Source organism: Microbacterium timonense (assembly GCF_900292075.1).
GTDB lineage: Bacteria > Actinomycetota > Actinomycetes > Actinomycetales > Microbacteriaceae > Microbacterium > Microbacterium timonense.
On record NZ_OLMV01000004.1, the window covers coordinates 30,873 to 49,099 of the forward strand.

The following is an 18,227-nucleotide window of genomic DNA, read 5'->3' on the forward strand; positions in this document are numbered from 1 at the left end:
GGGGCGGCGAAGCCGCCCGCCCCTCGCCTCGCGGACGGTTACCCGAAAACCGTCCGCGTGGCCGGATCCGGGATTTCCGTCGAACGGAATCGGATCGGCCGAACGCAGAAGCGTTCCAGCGGAACAAGTATCCCTAGCGCACAACCGCGGTGTCTGTAGGTATTTCGGGGGACAAAACAGGATGCCGGGTATTCATAGTCACCGGCGTCCCGCAGATTCAGCCGAATCTGCCCCATCCGAGGTCGCGGCGCAGCGGCTGGCGGAGGGTGCGCTGCGACAGCTCCCAGGCGCTGCGCCGTACCCGATCGTCGGCGACCGCTTCCGCCTTCTCGCCGACGTAGGCCTCGCTCACGACGGCGATGAGAGCGGCGAGCTCCTCCTCGGTCGGGGTGCCCCGGCGGACGTCGATGGTCACACCGTCGGCGGTCGGATCATCGGCGCTCACAGCGCTCGCTCCCTGTCCATGGCAGTCCGGGCGGTCACAGCGGGATGTTCCCGTGCTTCTTGGGCGGAAGGCTCGCGCGCTTGCCGCGCAGGGCCCGCAGGGCCTTCGCGATCGACACCCGGGTCTGGGCCGGTTCGATGATGCCGTCGAGCTCACCGCGCTCGGCCGCCAGGAACGGCGAGGCGACGTTGTAGGTGTACTCGCTCGCCAGGCGTGCGCGCACGGCTGCGACGTCTTCGCCGGCCTCTTCGGCACGCTTGATCTCGCCGCGGTAGAGGATGTTGACGGCGCCCTGTCCGCCCATGACCGCGATCTCGGCGGTCGGCCACGCGAGGTTGATGTCGGCGCCGAGCTGCTTGGAGCCCATGACGATGTACGCCCCGCCGTAGGCCTTGCGCAGGATCACGGTCACCAGCGGCACGGTCGCCTCGGCGTAGGCGTACAGGAGCTTCGCGCCGCGCCGGATGACGCCCGTCCACTCCTGGTCGGTTCCGGGCAGGTACCCGGGCACGTCCACGAGGGTCACGATGGGGATGGAGAAGGCGTCGCAGAACCGCACGAAGCGGCTCGCCTTCTCGCCGGCCTCGATGTTCAGCGTGCCGGCCATCTGTGAGGGCTGGTTCGCGATGATGCCCACCGAACGACCTTCGATGCGGCCGAATCCGATCACGATGTTCGGGGCGAACAGCGGCTGTACTTCGAGGAAGTCCTCGGCGTCCACGATGCCGCGGATCACCTGGTGGATGTCGTACGGCTGGTTCGGCGAGTCGGGGATGATCGTGTTCAGCGAGCGGTCGGCATCCGTCGTCTGGAACTCGAACTCCGACTCGTAGGTCGGAAGCTCTGCCATGTTGTTGTCGGGCAGGAAGCCGAGGAGCGTGCGGACGTAGTCGATCGCGTCCTCCTCGTCCTCGGCGAGGTAGTGCGCCACGCCCGAGCGCGTGTTGTGGGTGTGCGCGCCGCCCAGCTCCTCCATGCCGACGTCTTCGCCGGTGACGGTCTTGATGACGTCGGGACCGGTCACGAACATCTGGCTCGTCTTGTCGACCATGACGACGAAGTCGGTGAGGGCGGGGGAGTAGACCGCACCGCCGGCGGCCGGGCCCATGATGATCGAGATCTGCGGGATGACGCCGGACGCGGCGGTGTTGAGGCGGAAGATCTCGCCGTACTTGCCGAGCGCGACGACGCCCTCCTGAATACGCGCGCCACCGGAGTCGAGCATGCCGACGATCGGGATGCCGCTGCGCAGCGCGAACTCCATCACCTTGATGATCTTGTCTCCGGCGACCTCGCCGAGCGAGCCGCCGAACGTCGAGAAGTCCTGCGCGTAGACGGCGACCGTGCGGCCGTGGATGGTGCCGACGCCCGTCACGACCGAGTCGCCGTACGGACGGGAGCGGTCCATGCCGAACGCGGTGGTGCGGTGGCGGACGTACTCGTCGAGCTCGACGAAGCTGCCGGTGTCGAGCAGCTGGTCGATCCGCTCCCTCGCGGTGCCCTTGCCCTTCGCGTGCTGCTTGTCCTTCGCGACCTCCTCGGGATCGAGCACGGCCTCCTGGAAGCGGGCGCGGAGGTCGGCGATCTTGCCGGCGGTCGTCGAAAGGTCGGGCTGCTCGGTCACGGATTCCACCCTATCGGCGGGCCCGCCGGCGGCGTTGGAGGGTTCGCACAAGGGGCCGCGGCATCCGCTGTCACCCTTCCCCCACACGTCCTCGCGCTCCGTCGAAGGGCACCTCCGTTCGAGTGATGGTCGCAGGTAGCGTGAACCCTATGACGATCGAGGCCGAGGGGTTCCCGCGCACCGCTGCTGTCAGCCCGCGCGTTCAGGTCATCCCGTCCACCGATTCGACGAACGCCGATGTGGTGCGTCACGTGCAGGAGGCGCCCCAGGACTGGCCGCACCTCTCGCTCCTGCTGACGACGGATCAGCGCGCCGGCCGTGGCCGTCTCGACCGCACCTGGGTCACGCCGCCCGGCACCGCGCTCGCGGTGTCGGTCGTCGTCAGGGTGGACGGCATCCCGGTTGAGGCCCGTGGATGGGTGCCGCTGGTTGCGGGCGCCGCCATGACACGGGCGATCGGCGCGCAGGTGACGCCGGCCGGACACTCCGCCACGCTGAAGTGGCCCAACGACGTGCTCATCGACGGATCGAAGGTCTGCGGCATCCTCGCCGAGGTGGTGCCAGGGCGACCCGATGTGGTCGTCGTCGGGAGCGGCGTCAACACGCGCATGCCGGTCGAGGCTCTGCCCGTCGAGACCGCGACGTCGTTCGCCGCCCATGGGCTGGAGTGCGACGAGGATCGCTTGCTCGCCGACTACCTCGTCGCGCTCGACGAGCACCTTCGTGCGCTCGCTGCGGAAGGCGGCGATGCCGCCGCGTCGGGGGTGCTCGGCGAGGTCGAGGCGCTCTGCGGCACCGTGGGAAGCGATGTGGCCGTGTCGCTCCCCGACGGTGCGACGCTGTGGGGTCGCGCGCACCGCATCGATCCCGATGGCCGTCTCGTCGTGCTGCAGGACGGCCAGTTCGAGAGCGTCGTCTCGGCCGGCGACGTCGTGCACGTTCGCAGCCGGCCGGTGTGACGCGGCCGACCGGGTTCGTGCCGCGGCGCCGAGGAAGCGGCCGCGCGTGTGTGACCTCAGACGGCGGGTGAGCGCCGCCCTGTCACATGCTCACCGCACAATGGATGCATGACGCAGCCGACGAGCTATGGCGGCAGGCCGCTGACGCCGGCCCCCGGCGCGCCGACGCCGGAGCTGCTCGTCGCGCGTTTCCGCCCGCACGCTCGGCGGCTGACGTGGTCGGCGATCGTGTTGATCGCGGTCGCCGGCGCGTGCGGCTACTTCTACGGCAACCTGCCGGCGCCGTTCGAGAACTGGATGCTGCTGACCGCCGCCGCCGTCATCGTGCTGCTGCTCGTGGTGCTGCCGTATCTCGCGTGGCTCGGTCACGCGTACACCATCACCACGCGGCGCGTCATGGAGCGGCGCGGCGTGTTCGGTGCCAAGCGCCGGGAATTGACGCATGTCCGCGGATACACGTTGACCGTGCGGCGGGGCGTCATCCAGCGGATGTGGGGCGCCGGCACGATCACGCTGCGCAACGGGATCGACGAGCCGCTGCGCCTGTCCAACATCCCCAGCGTCGCACTCGTGCACGAGGCGCTCGTCGACCAGGTCGAGGTGAACCAGATCCTCGCGCACCGCGACGCGCAGCCGCTCCCACCCGGACCGCCGCCCGCGGTGCCGCCGCAGCCGCCCCTTCCACAGCGCTGACTGCTCGGCCCCTTCCACAGCGCTGACTGCTCGGCCCCATCCCGGTGCGGGATGATGGAGGGAGTGTGCAGTCGAGAGGGAGTGGCATGACGCTGCGAGTCGGAGTCGTCGGGGGCGGGCAGCTGGCCCGCATGATGATCGCGCCGGCGGTCGAGCTGGGGGTCGAGCTTCGAGTCCTCGCCGAAGAGGAGGGGATGGCGGCGAGTCTGGCCGCGACCGCGGTGGGGGACTACCGCGACGCCGACACCGTGCTGGCGTTCGCCCGCGACGTTGATGTGCTCACCTTCGACCATGAGCACGTGCCGCAGGATGTGCTCGCCTCGCTCGTCGAGGCGGGTGTCGCGGTGCACCCGGGGCCTGACGCCCTGCGATTCGCGCAGGACAAGCTCCTCATGCGCGCACGACTGGAAGAGCTCGGGATGCCGCAGCCCGACTGGGCGGCCGTCACCGACAGCGAACAGCTGCAGGCATTCATCGACGAGCACGGCGGGCGTGCCGTCGTGAAGACGCCCCGCGGCGGCTACGACGGCAAGGGGGTGCGGGTCGTCTCGGCCGGCACCGAGGCCGAGGACTGGTTCACGACGCTCGCGGAGGATGCCCGTGGCGGCGCCCTGCTCGTCGAGGAGCTCGTGGACTTCACACGCGAGCTCGCCCAGCAAGTGGCCCGCCGTCCGTCGGGTGATGTGCGGGCGTATCCCGTCGTCGAGACGGTGCAGCGCAACGGCGTATGCGCCGAGGTCGTCGCACCGGCGCCCCACTCGGGTGAACGACTGCAGGAGGTCGCGGCCCGCATCGGGGTATCCATCGCCGAGGGGCTCGACGTGACGGGGATGCTCGCTGTCGAGCTGTTCGAGACCACCGACGAGCGGCTCCTCGTCAACGAGCTGGCGATGCGCCCGCACAACAGCGGCCACTGGAGCCAGGACGGCGCCGTGACCAGTCAGTTCGAGCAGCACCTGCGCGCGGTACTCGACCTGCCGCTCGGCGACACCGACCCGGTCACGGAGTGGGCCGTGATGGTGAACATCCTCGGCGGCCCCGCCGAAGACGCGCTCGACGCGCGGTTCGCCGCCGCGATGTCGGAGCACCCGCAGGCCAAGGTGCACACCTACGGCAAGGCGCCGCGTCCCGGTCGCAAGGTCGGCCACGTGAACGTCATCGGGCAGGACCTCGATGACGTCGCCTACCAGGCGCGGGCCGCGGCATCCTTCTTCCTCGACTGAGCCGCGCGTTTCGTCTCGGTCGCTGCGCTCCCTCGCTCAACGACCGGCACTCGCCGCCGGTCGTCGAGCGAGCGGGTCGTGTTCCCGGTCGTTGAGCGAGCGGGTCGTGTTTCCGGTCGTTGAGCGAGCGAAGCGAGACGAAACGCGCTCGCCCTCGGCCATCGAGCGAGCGAAGCCTGCGCCCGGTCGTCGAGCGAGCGGGTCGTGTTTCCGGTCGTTGAGCGAGCGAAGCCTGCGCCCGGTCGTTGAGCGAGCGAAGCGAGACGAAACGCGCTTGCCCTCGGCCATCGAGCGAGCGAAGCCTGCGCCCGGTCGTTGAGCGAGCGAAGCGAGACGAAACGCCTCGGTGCCGCGCCGTTGCGGGGATCTTCCAGCCTTCGCCCCTACCCTTGACGGGTGACTGCGTCCACACCTGAACCGCGGCCCCTGCACTCTGCCGACGCCCCGCTGGTCGGCGTCGTGATGGGCTCCGACTCGGACTGGCGGGTCATGAGCGACGCCTCGCAGGCGCTCACGGATCTCGGCATCCCGCACGAGGTCGAGGTGGTGTCGGCCCACCGCACTCCCGACAAGCTGATGCGCTACGGGCGCGACGCTCGCTCCCGGGGCCTGCGCGCCATCATCGCCGGCGCGGGCGGCGCCGCGCACCTCCCCGGAATGCTCGCTTCCGTGACCGCGCTTCCCGTGATCGGGGTGCCCGTACAGCTTGCGACGCTGGACGGCATGGACTCGCTCCTGAGCATCGTGCAGATGCCTGCCGGCATCCCGGTCGCCACGGTCTCGATCAACGGCGCGAAGAACGCCGGGCTGCTCGCGGCGCGCATCCTCGGGTCGGCAGACGGCGCCGTCGCCGACCGGATCGAGGCGTACGCGCGCGACCTCGAGGCCCAGGTCGAAGAGAAGAACCGGCGGCTCAAGGAGTCGCTGTGAGCGTCATGAGCGCGCCGCGTACCACCGCACGGAGTGCGGGCCCGTCGGTCGTCGAGGAGCGGCCGATGAGATACCCGGATGCCTCGTCACGGCCCATGATGACGCGGCGCGGGTGGTGGCTGGTGGCGCTCAACTTCCTCATCCCCGGTTCCGCACAGGTGCTGGCCGGTAACCGAAAGCTGGGCCGTTTCGGCATCGGCGCGACGCTCGTGCTCTGGGTGCTCGCGGTCGTCGCACTGCTGTTCGCCCTCCTCGCGCCGACGGCGGGGCTGAGCATCGTGACGAGCGCCTGGCTGCCGGACTGGCTGGGACTTCTTCGGCCCGTGCCGCTCCTGATCGCGCAGGGCCTGCTCATCGCCTACGCGATCCTGTGGATCGTGCTCACGATCGACACCCTGCGCCTGGTGCGTCTGGTGAGGACCGGCCGCATCGCGCGGTTCGGGATCGCGCTGGCCGCGGTCGCGCTCATGGTCGTGGCCAGCGGCACCGCGGCGTACGCGTCGAACGCGGTCGGCACGGTGCGCAGCACGATCAGCACCATCTTCGGCGCGAGCGGCCCCACGGTTCCGCCGTCCGACGGCTACTACAACATCCTGCTGCTCGGCGCCGACAGCGGCGAAGGTCGCGACTCGATGCGGTTCGACAGCATCTCGGTCGTGTCGGTCAACGCGCAGACGGGCGCGACCACGATCACCGGCATCCCGCGCGACATGCCCCGTTTCCCGTTCGCGGAGGGGCCGATGCAGGAGAAGTACCCCAACGGGCACGAAGGGCACGCCGACGCGAACTGCGGCTGGGGGAGCGGCATCAACCAGCTGCGCACCGAGGTCGAGGTGTGCCAGGACGGTAATCAGTTGTATCCGGATGCCGCCGCCAACGGCTCGGCGCCGGGCATCGAGGCGACCAAGGATGCCGCGGAGGGCATCCTCGGCATCGAGATCCCGTACTACGTCTTCGTCGACATGCACGGCTTCGCCTCGCTCGTCGACGCACTGGGCGGCGTCGACATCAACGTCGTCGAGCGCCTTCCCAAGGGCGGTCCGCCCGAGGGCGTGGACCCGCATGACGTGGATGCGTGGGCGATCGGCTGGATCGAGCCGGGGCAGCAGCACATGGACGGCGACACCGCCCAGTGGTACGCGCGCTCGCGCTACACCACCAGCGACTTCGACCGGATGCGGCGCCAGCGCGAGCTGCAGGAGGCGATCCTCGCGCAGTTCACGCCGCAGGTGGTGCTGACGCGGTTCCAGGAGGTCGCCGCGGCCGGTGCCGACATCGTGCAGACCGATCTGCCGCAGTCCCTCATCCCCACGCTGGTGGACCTCGCGCTCAAGGCGAAGGAGCAGCCGGTGACGACGCTCGAGCTGACGCCGCAGGGCGGCATCGACGAGTTCAACCCGGACTACGCCTACATCAAGGAGCTGGTGCAGACCACGCTCCACCCGCCGACCCCGACCCCCGAGGGCTGACCGGTGGTCGCGACACTGCGCGTCGTGCTGGACCAGCTCGTCGCGCCGACCGAGCCGGCGCTGGCCGAGGCATCCCGCGAGCTCGCCCGCGCGCTCGTGGCCGGGGCGCCCGCTGGCTGCGAGGTGGAGGCCGTCGCACCGGCCGGGGGCGATCCCGAGGCGTGGGCTGCCGTCCCCGGACTCGCGGGCGTTCGGCGAACCGCCCTGGCCAGACGCGAGCTGGCCGCGGCGCTGCAGCTGGGCGTCGGCACCGGGATCGGCGGCGGCATGATCCACTCCCCGTCGCTGTTCGCGCCGCTCGTGCGCCACGACCGGGTGCACGACCACGACCAGACCGTGGTGACAGTGTGGGACCTGCGGCCCTGGGAATCCCCGGCCGAGCTGCCGAAGGCGGCGGTGGCCTGGCACAAGGCGATGCTCAAGCGCGCAGTGAAGCACGCGGACGCGGTGGTCGTTCCGACGCATTCGATCGGTGAGAGGCTGGCGGAAATCGCGCCACGCCTGAGCGATCGCACCCGTGTCATCGCGGGAGCCGCGCCGCTGGGCTTCTCGGTGCCGACGGACGAGGTGGGGCGTCGCCGGGAGTTGGGCCTTCCCGAGGGATTCCTGCTCCTGGCGGGCGGACCGCTGGGCTCGGAGGGCCTGGGGGTCGGGCTGGCGGCGGTGGCGGCATCCGGTGTGGATCTCCCCGTCGTGGTGATCGACGTCGAGGATGGGCATGAGCCGGCCGTGGCGGATCTCGCATCGGCAGCGGGGATTCCCGAACGCGCGCTGCACGTGCGGGGTTCGTTGGCGGCCGCTGATCGCGCTGCCGTGTACGGCGCCGCTCTGGGGTTCGTGGCGCCGTCGCGTCGCGCGGCCTTCCCCTGGCGCGTGGTGGATGCCTTGACGCTCGGCGTGCCGGTGTTCGCGGCATCCTCCGCGGTACACGAAGAGGTCGTGCACGACGGGGGAGTGCTGGTGACCGCCTCTGATGCGGCCGAGCTGTCCGAGGGACTGGGCGCTGCCCTGACCGCCGGACTCGGGTCGACGTCCGCGGCGGAGCGGCTCGCCGTGCTGTCAGGCGACCGCGGGCGGGCCTTCTCGTGGCGCGAGGCGGCCGATAAGGTCTGGGTGCTGCACGCGGAGCTGTAGGCCGCTCGACGGCGACCGTTTCCGACAAAGTTCAGGCTGGCTCGAAGACGTGGCCACGCAGACCGCAGATCCAGCTACCGTCGATGTTCCGCATCGTCTGGTCGTGTGCGCGCTGCACGTGGTAATCCTACGTAGCCAAATAGCGCCGAAGCGATTCGTCCACAGGCGTGGTGACGAATCCGGTCGCTTCGATCTTGCTGAGATCCAGGACGCTGTTCCTCGGGCGCGGCGCGACAGGCCCAGGCACTGACGCGAAGTACTCCTCGGTGCTCACAGCTGTGACGCGGCCGGTATCGTATCCGAGGAGCGCGTACACGCGACGCGCGATATCCGCCCACGAAGTCGGTTCACCGGAGCCGGTCAGGTTATATGTCCCGTACTCTCCCTCAGCCTCGACGAGGTGACGTATAGCCCGAGCGATGTCGTCGGTGAACGTGAGCCTGCCTGTCTGGTCCATGACGACCTTCGGATCAACACCGCGGCCTGCCAATGACGCCATCGTGCGAACAAAGTTCTTGCCCTCACCGATGACCCATGACGTCCGAACGATGTAGTGGCGCGGCACCGTCGCAACGATCGCGTCGGCAGCGGCTTTCGTCTGGCCGTAGACACCGAGCGGGCAGAACAGGTCGTCCTCGCGGTAGGCGCGGTGCAGGGACCCATCAAAGACGTAGTCGCTGGAGACATGGACAAGAGTGATGCCGTGCTCAGTCGCCACTCTGGCAAGTGCAGCGACTCCGAACACGTTGGATGACCAGGCCCTGCGCCTTCCCTCGGGCGTCTCCGCCGTGTCGACGGCGGTATACGCGGACGCGTTGACGATGACGCCATAGTCTCGCCAATGCCGGGCAGTGCTCAGCTGCGCAGAAGCGATGTCCAACTCCGCCCGTGTCGTGAACTCAACGCTGTCCTGGTGCGCCAACTGTGCTCGCAGCGCCAGTCCGAGCTGACCACCCGCGCCGACGACGAGGATCTTTCGCGGCGCGATCGGCTTCACCTCGGAAAGGCGAGGGTGTGCAAGGTCCTTTGCCGAGATCTCTACGTCGGCCAACGGGATCGGCCAGTCGATCGCGACGGTTTCATCGGCGAGGTTCAGGAAGGAGTACGACGTCGAGGGTGACCAATGGTCGTTGACGAGATACGTGTAGGCGGTGTTCGGCTCGAGTGTCTGGTACGAGTTGCCGACGCCTCTGGGTACGAAGACCGCGCGCGACGGGTCGAGCTCGGTCGTGAACACAGCCCCGAACGTCGGTCCCTCTCGAAGATCGACCCAAGCCCCGAAAATCCGGCCTGAGGCCACCGATACCCACTTGTCCCACGGTTCCGCATGGATGCCGCGTGTCGTGCCGACGGCGTCGTTGAATGAGATGTTGTTCTGCACGGGGCCGAAATCCGGCAGCCCAGCAGCCATCATCTTCTCGCGTTGCCAGTTCTCCTTGAACCAGCCGCGAGAGTCGCCGTGGACGGGAAGGTCGAAGACGACGAGACCAGGGATGGGGGTACGGCTCAGGGACATCGTCTTGCCGAAAACGGTCATCACTGGCCCTTTGCGGCGTAGAAGGCCTCAACGCCGTCCTTTGTTCCCGCCCACCATGATTCGTTGTCTCGATACCAGCGGATAGTGGCTTCCAGGCCGGCACGGAAGTCGCGGTAAGCCGGGGACCACCCAAGTTCGGACCGAAGCTTGGTCGAATCGATGGCGTATCGGAGATCGTGCCCCGCGCGGTCGGTGACGTGGTCGTATGTGTCGCCCGGCTGTCCCATGAGTTCGAGGATCAGTTCGACGACTTCCCGGTTGTTCTTCTCGCCGTCGGCGCCGATGAGATACGTCTCCCCGATGGCGCCCTTGTCGAGGATGGTCAGGACGGCTGACGAATGGTCGTCGGCGTGGATCCAGTCGCGGACGTTCTCACCACTGCCGTAGAGCTTGGGGCGGATCCCGCGGATCACATTGGTGATCTGACGAGGAATGAACTTTTCCACGTGTTGGTAGGGCCCGTAGTTGTTCGAGCAGTTCGAGATCGTCGCCCGCACCCCGAACGAACGGACCCAGGCGCGGACGAGGAGGTCGCTTCCCGCTTTCGTGGCGGAGTACGGCGACGAGGGGTCGTACGGTGTCGACTCCGTGAAACGTTGGGGGTCGTCCAGCTCCAGATCGCCGTACACCTCGTCAGTCGAAATGTGGTGGAAGCGGCGATCGTGCTTGCGCGCCGCTTCCAGCAGTGTGTATGTGCCGACGATGTTCGTGTCGAGGAACGGACGCGGGTTGTCGAGAGAGTTGTCGTTGTGGGACTCCGCCGCATAGTGCACGACGGCGTCCGCGTCCGCGAAGAGCTCGTCCACGAGATTCCGGTCAGTGATGTCGCCCTGCACGAACCGGAAGCGATTCGCGGGAAGGCCGTCGAGGGACGCACGGTTTCCGGCATACGTGAGCTTGTCGAGAACCGTCAGGTGGTCGTCGGTGTGCTCCAGGACGTGGTGAACGAAGTTCGATCCGATGAAGCCAGCCCCGCCGGTCACGAGCAGACGCCGGCTCATCCCAGCCCGCCTTCCAGCACCTCGAGGAGATACGCGCCGTATCCGGACTTGGTGAGTTTCTCGGCGCGTGCGCGCAAGTCGTCGTCGGTCAGGAAGCCCCGGCGCCACGCCACCTCCTCCGGAACGCCGATCGACAGCCCGGTGCGCCGTTGCATGGTTCGCACGTAGTCGGCAGCGTCGGTCATCTGGTCAAACGTGCCTGTGTCCAGCCACGCGGTGCCCCGAGGCAGAACCTCCACCTGCAGCCTCTGCTCACGCAGGTAGGCGCTATTGACATCGGTAATCTCCAGTTCGCCCCGCGCGCTCGGCGAGAGTCCGCGCGCGATCTCCACGACGTCGTTGTCGTAGAAGTAGAGGCCGGGTACTGCGTAATTGCTCTTGGGTCGCGCTGGCTTCTCCTCGAGGGAGATCGCGCGACCGGACGAGTCGAACTCCACAACACCGTACGCGGACGGCTCGGCGACCCAGTACGCGAAGATGACGCCGCCGTCGACCTCGGTGTAGCGCTCCAGCTGGGAGCCGAGCCCAGGGCCGTACAGCAGGTTGTCGCCCAGCGCGAGCCCGACTCGGTCGCCGCCGATGAATTCCGCGCCGATCGTGAACGCCTGCGCGAGACCGTCGGGCGACGCCTGCACGGCAAACGAGAGATCCACGCCGAACTGGCTTCCATCCCCGAGGAGGCGCTGGAAGGCGGACTGGTCGTGAGGTGTGGTTATGACCAGGATCTCCCGGATTCCGGCGAGCATCAGCGTCGATAGGGGGTAGTAGATCATCGGTTTGTCGAACACCGGAACAAGCTGCTTTGAAACGCCCAATGTCACGGGGTGCAGACGCGTGCCCGAACCTCCCGCGAGGAGAATCCCCTTCAACTCCACTCCCTCTCTCTGCCGTCGACACCGACGCTATCAGCGCCGGTGTTCCCCGCCACGCAGATCTGCCCCGGTACGCTGGTCGGATGCCATATCGCGTGTCCGTCGTCGTGCGCACCAAGAATCGTCCGGCCCTTCTCGGCCGGGCACTCGAAGACATCGCGTCGCAGTCGTTCGGCGAAGCCGAGGTCATGGTCGTCAACGACGGTGGTGTCCGCGGGGAAGTGGACGCAGTGGTACGGTCGTCGTCGATAGCCGACCGCGTCTCAGTCATCGACACAGTCGCGCCGGGTGGGCGTTGCGCCGCGGCGAACCTCGGAGTGCGGTCGACCAGTGCGGAGTACATCGTGCTCCACGACGACGACGACTTGTGGCACCCCGACTTTCTCGCCAAGACCGTCGCGCTCTTGGACGCGAGTCCGCAGGATGCCGGTGTCATGGTGGCGACCGAGATCCTGGAAGAGGAGCTTCGTGACGGTGAATGGGTCGAGACGGCCCGCATGCCGTATTGGGCGGGGCTCACCCACGTGGACTTTACAAGCCTGCTCGAGATCAATCGGGCGGTGCCGATCTCGTTCGTGTATCGACGTGCCGTCCACGACGAACTGGGCGGCTACGACGAATCGCTCGAGACGGTGGAAGACTGGGAGTTCTACCTGCGCCTGACCGCTCGGCATCCCGTGGCCTTCCTCGGCGGGGTCCCGCTCGCGTACTGGATGCATCGCCCCGCCGCCGAGGGAGCGGACGGGAACAGCATGTTTGAGCTGCAGGGCGCCCATGCCCGCGACGACCTCGCGGTCCGCGACCGGGAGCTGACCCGCTGGGTGCGGGAGAACGGGCCCGGTTTGCCCCTCTACATCGCCCTAGTGGAAAAGAATCTCCGCGCCGAGATGGAACGTCAACATCAGGAACTGCTCGCCGCACTCTCCCGCCGTGACGAGGATCTCGCACGCGAGATCTATGCCCGCCATCCGGTCTGGCGACGACTGCGCCGGCTGCGTCGTCGGAAGTAGCCGTCCGCTCCGCGGGCTGCGTCCGCCTGCCTCAGCCGCGCATCACCGCGACGGCCTCCTTGCTGTCGCCGTCGAACGCGACCTGCCCGCTGCGGAGCAGGATCCCGCGGCTGCACAGGTTCGAGACCATATCCAGGTCGTGCGAGACGACGACCAGCGTCTTGCCCTGGTCGTGCATGTCGCGAATGCGCGCCAAGCACTTCTGCTGGAACGGCTCGTCACCGACCGAGAGGATCTCGTCGATCAGCAGGATGTCGAGCTCCGTGTGGATGGCGACGGCGAAAGCCAGACGCAGAAACATGCCGGAAGAGTAGTGCTTCACCTCCGTGTCGATGAACTTCTCGATCTCGCTGAAGGCGACGATCTCGTCGAAGCGGTCTTCCGTCTCCTTCTTGGACATCCCCAGGATGGCGGCGTTGAGGTACACGTTCTCGCGTCCGGACAGGTCCGGGTGGAAGCCGGCGCCGACCTCGATGAGACCGGCGACACGCCCACGCGTGCGCACTTGCCCGCGATCGGGAAGAAGCACGCCCGAGATGAGCTTCAACATCGTGGACTTGCCCGAGCCGTTGAAGCCGAGCAATGCGACCGAGTCACCCGGCTCGATGGCGAAGGACACACCGTCCAGCGCGTGGAAGTCGGTCGTCAGCGGCTTGCGTCGAACGGCAGCGAGGAACGTCTCCTTGATGGAGTGCGTGTGACGCAACTTGAAGTCCTTATGGACGTCTTCGACCAGGATGGCCGGCGTTTCACTAGAGCTCTTGTGCAAAGCGCCCCTCCAACTTGCGGAAGACGACCTGACCGATCAGGAGCGCTGCGACCGCGACGATCAACGCGTACAACGAGTACTGGGCGAGGTCGGGCATCGGGCGGCCGCCTTCGGGATCCAGAGCGAGCCAGAAGCCGAAGTGGAAGAGCTCCACGGCGGGGGTCAGCGGATTCAGCCTGTAGATGTCGAACCAGAGAGCGGAGACCTGCTCCTGCACCATCGACCACTGGTACATGACCGGCGACGCCCACATCGCACACATGATGATGATCTCGACGAAGCTCTGCGCGTCGCGGAATGCGACGTTGATCGCGCCGAACAGCAGGCCGAGGCCGGTGGACAGGATTGCGATGATCAGGAAACCGAGGATGATCGCACCGACGGCGGCGAAGGAGAAGTGCCAGCCGAACACGATCGCGATGACCCAGACCACGAGGACCTGGGGGAGGACGTTGACCGTCGCCACCAGCATGCTGGCCACCGGGAAGAGCTCTCGCGGAAGGTAGATCTTCTTGATGAGCGGCGCGTTGTCGACGATGCTCTTGGTGCCGTTCTGGAACGCCTCGCTGAAGAACGTCACGGCGGTGAAGCCGGCGAGGAGGTAGACCGGGTAGAACTCGATCGATGAGTTGAGGCCCAGGAAGATTCCGAGCGCCACGAAGAAGACGGCGAACTGGACGAGCGGCTTGACATACGACCAGAGCCAGCCGAGGACCGAGCCGCGATAGCGGATCTGCACCTCTTTGCGCACCAGCAGGGCAAGCAGGTGTCGTCGGCGCAGCACATCGATGAGACCGAGACCGGCGCCGGGGGACCGCAGGGCCGAGGCGGCGGAGGAGGGTTCTTGTGTCATAGGGTTCTGGCGTTGGTCGGGCACGCAACCACAACATCCTAATCTGCCCTGGCTGGCAGATCGTCTAGGAGCGCAGTGGATATCATGGGCGCACTGCCGGAAAGGACGACGTGCCCCGTTCCACAATCGACGTCATCGTTCCCGCGTGGCGTCACGGTCGCGAGCTGGCTCCGACAGTGCGTTCCGTCCTCCTGGCGGGCGAGGCCGCTCGCGACAACTTCGATGTGCGTCTGACCGTCGCCGCGAGCCCTGCTGTGGCGGCGCGGGTTCCCGAGCACGTGCGCGCCAACGCCACGGTGCGCGCGCTCGAGGTCGAGGATCCCGCGGCACTCGTTTCCCGCGTCATCGCCGAGTCGTCCGCGAACTACCTCGCGATCGTCGAAGCCGGGGACCTTGTCGACGACCAGTTCCTGCGTCACGCCGCCGAGAGCGACGGCGGCGCGGTCCTCCGGCCGGGCGAAGCAGTGACTTTCGGTCGTCGCACCGGAACGTGGACGCAGCCCACGTGGGAGCCGGTCCGGCCAGATGAGGTGCGAACCAGGCGGGCGCTGGCCCACGTCGAGGTCTGGGCACCCACGCTTATGGCTCGTCGCGAGACCCTCAGCGGCGTTGCACCCGACGAAGGGGGCAGCCTCGCCCTGACGGCGAGCCTGGTTCAGGCTGCCATCCCGCAGCGGGTAGTGCCCCATACCGCGACCTTCATCCGTCGCTGGGGCGACTACGACGCCAGGGTCCGATCAGGCCCAGTGCTCGGCGCGCTGCCGACGCTTGCGGATTCTGCTGTCGCTGAAGGTGCTGCGCTCCCTCGGCCACTGAGGGCAACCCGGCTTTTCCCCCGCGCTCGCCGCGTGGGAGGACGCCTCGCTCGCCCGTGGCTGGAGATGGCGGAGGCTCTTCGCCGGCGGCGCGCGAGCGCTGAGCGGTTCGAGCACACACTCGTCGATGCGTGGCGGGCCGCCAATCGGATCGAGCCCCTCGTGCCGTTCCCGAGGTCGGACGTCGCTCGCTGGGCCGAGGACTGGGACGCGCTCGCTCCAGGCGTCATGCGCGAGATCGAGGCGTACTGGTGGCTGCGGTCGCAGCTTCCGGATCGCCTTGACTACCTGTTCTTCGCGCCGTGGCTGCGCACCGGTGGTGGGGATCGCGTCGTGGTCGACTACATCGATGCGATCCTTCGCAACGACCCTGACGCGTCGATCGCAGTGATCACCACCGAGCCGGTCCGCTCGACCAGAATTGGGGAAGTGAGGGGCAAGGCGAGCGTCGTGGAGTGCGTGTCCGTCCTCGATCGCGGCGTGCACCGCGACGCGCTCGTCGGATGGATCGTTCCGCAGCTCGTCGGACAGCTGCGCCCGCACACCGTGCACGCGTTCAATTCCACTGTAGCTTTCGACGTCGTGGAGCGCTTCGGTGCGGCCTTGGCGAAACACTCCCGGCTCTTCCTCTCGACATTCGCGATCGACCGCAGCAACGACGGGGAGCGCCTGTCGGTCCTGTTTCTGAGATCGCCGCACTTCCTCGATCACGTCTCGGGGGTGCTCGTTGACACGCGGCAGTACATCGACCGCGTCGTGGACGAACTCGGATACGACCGCTCGAAGTTCGTCGTCCAGCGCAACGTCGTCGACGTCCCGCGTCGGCATCGGACCTCGCCGGCGGGGGTCGGTGCAGCCAGGCCCCTGCGCGTGTTCTGGGCCGGCCGGTTCGACCTTCCGAAGCGGCTCGACATCCTCGCAGGCATCGCGGAGACCTCTCGCTCGCGCGGGCTCCCGGTGGAGCTGCACTTCTACGGTCTCGAGGTGATGGGTGACGCGGCCCTGGCCGACACCCTGGACCGGCTCGAGCGCGCGGGTGCTGTGCGTCACCCGCCGTTCGCCTCGTTCCGTGAGCTGCCGGTCGACGATTTCGACGCCTACGTGCTCACCAGTGAGTGGGAGGGGCTGCCGCTGAGCCTCCTCGAAGCCATGGCCGCCGGCATCCCGGTGGTCGCTCCTCTGGTGGGCGGGGTCGGCGAGGTGCTCGACACCACGACGGGGTTTCCCGTACCCGCCTTCGACGACGTGTCGTCGTATCTCGACGCGTTCGCGACGATCATCGCGAACGAGCGCGAGGCGCTGGAACGCGCCGACGCCGCCCGCGCGCGCATCGAGTCGTCCTTCTCCGTCGACGCGTTCGATGCGCGACTGCATTCGGTCGTCGGCTACTTCCGTGAGGCCGCGACGGCGGCCGACGGCGCAGCCCCCGCGTCGTGACCCGGCCGCGCGAAGCGCCGGTCGAGCGACGCCGTCACCGGGGAAGCGGCCACGACGATGCGGTCTGGTCTAGTCACGCGCGGCGCTGGCGCGCATCGCCGCCTGGGTTCCCTCCGCCGTTTCGGGTTCAGGCTCCTTCGCGGCATCGGACGCGGAGTCGCTCGGTGCTGCGGTCGAGTCGTCGGTGACGGCGTGCTCTTGCTCGGCCCGTCGTGGGCCCGAGGGCGCGGCGCGCTTGCGCTGGGGTGTGAGCCACTTGCGGATGAATCGCCGGGCCGGCGTCTCCACCATCGTGTTGAGGCCGATCGCCATCGCGGTGAGGAAGATCACGCCGATAATCCACAAGAAGGTGTTCTTCTTGCCGAATCCGTTGGACAGGAGGCCGAGCGTCAGGTCGGCGCCGACCGACATGTGGATCAGGTAGAAGGCGTAGGACGCCTCGCCAAGCACGATCATGGGGCGGGTCGCGAGCCACCGGGTCGTGGCGAGATCGGGTGTCCAGGCGAGCCCTAGGATGAGCGCCGCGGAGGGAATGGCGTACGCGATGTTGAAGCCGGGGAGCCCGAAGTACGAAGTGCGCAGCCAGATGACCAGGATCGTCCACACGAGCCACAGCGCGAGCAGCACTAGGCCCCAGCGCGCGAGGCGTCGGTTGGACTTCGACCGGAGGTAGACCGCGCCCATCGCCATGCCGAGCACGAAGTCGCACAGCCGCAGCGGCGGGAAGACCGTGGCCGTTCCATCGCTCGTCCAGCCGATAGGCTCGGCAAGCACCGACTCGAGGACGACCGCGGCGAGGGCGATCCCAGCGAAGACCCATGCCCGTCGCGCCGATGTGAGCAGCGGTCGCGCGAGGAAGATGATGAGCGGGAACAGTGCGTAGAAGAAGAACTCGACGGAGACCGACCACGCGGGGCCGTTCCAGTCCCAGGCGATCGGGAGGCGGAACCACGCCTGCACGCCGAAGAGGTGCCCGAGCCACGACTCATCGATCGGGGCGCCATACGTGACGATCTTCCGCGGGGTGACCCACAGCAGGACGAGCAGGTACAGCGGGTAGACGCGGGCGAATCGCGCGACGTAGAAGTTCCAGATCTTGGCGCCCGTCGGCCTGGCGAGGGATCCGGCGTACGTGTAAGTGAGGATGAAGCCCGACAGCACAAAGAAGACCGTGACGCCGAGGTTGCCCTGCTCGAAGAAGGACTGGATGATTCGCGGGGTGTCGCCACCGGGGATGTTGTGGGACAGGAGCACTCCGAACGCCGCCCACCAGCGGATCCCGGTGAGGGCGCCGATCCGGCGCTCGCCCATGGGTGTGACCTCGACGGACGGGAAGGCGATGCCGCCGCCCTGCGGTCGGCGTGGTTCGGTCATCGGGAGCTGCTCCTCAGGGTGGCCGACCGGGGCAGAAGGGATCGGCGGCAGTGGAGATTCTTTCACGGCCACGCCCACATCC

At 67.9% G+C, this 18,227-nt stretch carries 16 protein-coding genes; 8 read left to right on the forward strand and 8 right to left on the reverse strand.

The features are described from left to right. Positions 1 to 217: 217 nt before the first annotated feature. Positions 218 to 445 (reverse strand): acyl-CoA carboxylase subunit epsilon, encoded by a 228-nt coding sequence (locus C9992_RS12515; protein ID WP_106815962.1) that lies wholly within the window; start codon positions 443 to 445, stop codon positions 218 to 220. 34 nt (positions 446 to 479) lie between these two features. Continuing rightward, positions 480 to 2,069, reverse strand: coding sequence for an acyl-CoA carboxylase subunit beta (locus C9992_RS12520; protein ID WP_407662245.1), 1,590 nt, complete (start codon positions 2,067 to 2,069; stop codon positions 480 to 482). Positions 2,070 to 2,218: 149 nt separating this feature from the next. Between C9992_RS12520 and C9992_RS12525 the strand changes: the two genes are divergently transcribed. The 6 genes from C9992_RS12525 (at position 2,219) to C9992_RS12550 (ending at position 8,477) form a co-directional block, all read left to right on the forward strand. Next, positions 2,219 to 3,028: a biotin--[acetyl-CoA-carboxylase] ligase gene (locus C9992_RS12525; RefSeq protein ID WP_106815964.1), complete on the forward strand. Its 810-nt coding sequence runs from the start codon at positions 2,219 to 2,221 to the stop codon at positions 3,026 to 3,028. A gap of 108 nt (positions 3,029 to 3,136) precedes the next feature. Next, positions 3,137 to 3,721 carry a PH domain-containing protein gene (locus C9992_RS12530; RefSeq protein WP_106815965.1) on the forward strand — a complete coding sequence of 195 codons (585 nt, stop codon included), beginning with the start codon at positions 3,137 to 3,139 and terminating at the stop codon, positions 3,719 to 3,721. Between the two features lie 86 nt (positions 3,722 to 3,807). Beyond that, positions 3,808 to 4,944: a 5-(carboxyamino)imidazole ribonucleotide synthase gene (locus tag C9992_RS12535; protein WP_106815966.1), complete on the forward strand. Its 1,137-nt coding sequence runs from the start codon at positions 3,808 to 3,810 to the stop codon at positions 4,942 to 4,944. 462 nt (positions 4,945 to 5,406) lie between these two features. Continuing rightward, complete coding sequence (purE, locus tag C9992_RS12540; protein ID WP_106815967.1) at positions 5,407 to 5,874, forward strand: 5-(carboxyamino)imidazole ribonucleotide mutase; 468 nt, start codon at positions 5,407 to 5,409, stop codon at positions 5,872 to 5,874. Further along, positions 5,871 to 7,343 (forward strand): LCP family protein, encoded by a 1,473-nt coding sequence (locus C9992_RS12545; RefSeq protein WP_106815968.1) that lies wholly within the window; start codon positions 5,871 to 5,873, stop codon positions 7,341 to 7,343. Before purE ends, C9992_RS12545 begins: the two co-directional genes overlap by 4 nt. A gap of 3 nt (positions 7,344 to 7,346) precedes the next feature. Further along, the gene (locus tag C9992_RS12550) at positions 7,347 to 8,477 is read left to right on the forward strand and encodes a glycosyltransferase (protein WP_106815969.1); all 1,131 of its coding nucleotides are present in this window, start codon (positions 7,347 to 7,349) and stop codon (positions 8,475 to 8,477) included. A 127-nt stretch (positions 8,478 to 8,604) separates the two neighbouring features. Here the strand turns inward: C9992_RS12550 and C9992_RS12555 are convergent, their stop codons facing one another. Genes C9992_RS12555 through rfbA form a run of 3 tightly spaced genes read right to left on the reverse strand, consistent with a single transcriptional unit; the run spans position 8,605 to position 11,884 of the window. Next, positions 8,605 to 10,014, reverse strand: a complete 1,410-nt coding sequence (locus C9992_RS12555) for a sugar nucleotide-binding protein (protein WP_106816221.1) — start codon at positions 10,012 to 10,014, stop codon at positions 8,605 to 8,607. Continuing rightward, positions 10,014 to 11,015 (reverse strand): dTDP-glucose 4,6-dehydratase, encoded by a 1,002-nt coding sequence (gene rfbB, locus C9992_RS12560; RefSeq protein ID WP_106815970.1) that lies wholly within the window; start codon positions 11,013 to 11,015, stop codon positions 10,014 to 10,016. Before rfbB ends, C9992_RS12555 begins: the two co-directional genes overlap by 1 nt. After that, on the reverse strand, positions 11,012 to 11,884 hold the full coding sequence (gene rfbA, locus C9992_RS12565) for a glucose-1-phosphate thymidylyltransferase RfbA (protein ID WP_106816222.1): 873 nt from the start codon (positions 11,882 to 11,884) through the stop codon (positions 11,012 to 11,014). The genes rfbB and rfbA overlap by 4 nt, the downstream gene beginning before the upstream one ends. Positions 11,885 to 11,970: 86 nt before the next feature. Here rfbA and C9992_RS12570 point away from each other — a divergent pair, with 86 nt between their 5' ends. Continuing rightward, entirely contained in the window at positions 11,971 to 12,897 is a 927-nt protein-coding gene (locus tag C9992_RS12570; RefSeq protein WP_106815971.1) for a glycosyltransferase family 2 protein, read from the forward strand. Positions 12,898 to 12,928: 31 nt separating this feature from the next. Here the strand turns inward: C9992_RS12570 and C9992_RS12575 are convergent, their stop codons facing one another. Then, a complete protein-coding gene (locus C9992_RS12575) occupies positions 12,929 to 13,603 on the reverse strand; it encodes an ABC transporter ATP-binding protein (protein ID WP_235008219.1) in 675 nt (224 codons plus the stop codon). A gap of 46 nt (positions 13,604 to 13,649) precedes the next feature. Next, on the reverse strand, positions 13,650 to 14,519 hold the full coding sequence (locus tag C9992_RS12580; protein WP_106815973.1) for an ABC transporter permease: 870 nt from the start codon (positions 14,517 to 14,519) through the stop codon (positions 13,650 to 13,652). Between the two features lie 110 nt (positions 14,520 to 14,629). On the opposite strand from C9992_RS12580, the gene C9992_RS12585 reads away from it, so the two are divergent. Continuing rightward, positions 14,630 to 16,771 carry a glycosyltransferase family 4 protein gene (locus C9992_RS12585; RefSeq protein ID WP_106815974.1) on the forward strand — a complete coding sequence of 714 codons (2,142 nt, stop codon included), beginning with the start codon at positions 14,630 to 14,632 and terminating at the stop codon, positions 16,769 to 16,771. 69 nt (positions 16,772 to 16,840) lie between these two features. Here C9992_RS12585 and C9992_RS12590 read toward each other — a convergent pair whose 3' ends face one another. Beyond that, positions 16,841 to 18,145 carry an acyltransferase family protein gene (locus C9992_RS12590; protein ID WP_106815975.1) on the reverse strand — a complete coding sequence of 435 codons (1,305 nt, stop codon included), beginning with the start codon at positions 18,143 to 18,145 and terminating at the stop codon, positions 16,841 to 16,843. Between the last annotated feature and the right edge of the window lie 82 nt (positions 18,146 to 18,227).

Excerpts from the sequence above, each read along its gene's own strand:
- C9992_RS12535 (WP_106815966.1), top strand. The coding sequence starts at position 3,808 with ATGACGCTGCGAGTCGGAGTCGTCGGGGGCGGGCAGCTGGCCCGCATG.
- C9992_RS12590 (WP_106815975.1), bottom strand. The coding sequence starts at position 18,145 with ATGACCGAACCACGCCGACCGCAGGGCGGCGGCATCGCCTTCCCGTCC.
- rfbB (WP_106815970.1), bottom strand. The coding sequence starts at position 11,015 with ATGAGCCGGCGTCTGCTCGTGACCGGCGGGGCTGGCTTCATCGGATCG.
- C9992_RS12530 (WP_106815965.1), top strand. The coding sequence starts at position 3,137 with ATGACGCAGCCGACGAGCTATGGCGGCAGGCCGCTGACGCCGGCCCCC.
- C9992_RS12570 (WP_106815971.1), top strand. The coding sequence starts at position 11,971 with ATGCCATATCGCGTGTCCGTCGTCGTGCGCACCAAGAATCGTCCGGCC.
- C9992_RS12580 (WP_106815973.1), bottom strand. The coding sequence starts at position 14,519 with ATGACACAAGAACCCTCCTCCGCCGCCTCGGCCCTGCGGTCCCCCGGC.
- purE (WP_106815967.1), top strand. The coding sequence starts at position 5,407 with ATGGGCTCCGACTCGGACTGGCGGGTCATGAGCGACGCCTCGCAGGCG.
- C9992_RS12555 (WP_106816221.1), bottom strand. The coding sequence starts at position 10,014 with ATGACCGTTTTCGGCAAGACGATGTCCCTGAGCCGTACCCCCATCCCT.
- C9992_RS12525 (WP_106815964.1), top strand. The coding sequence starts at position 2,219 with ATGACGATCGAGGCCGAGGGGTTCCCGCGCACCGCTGCTGTCAGCCCG.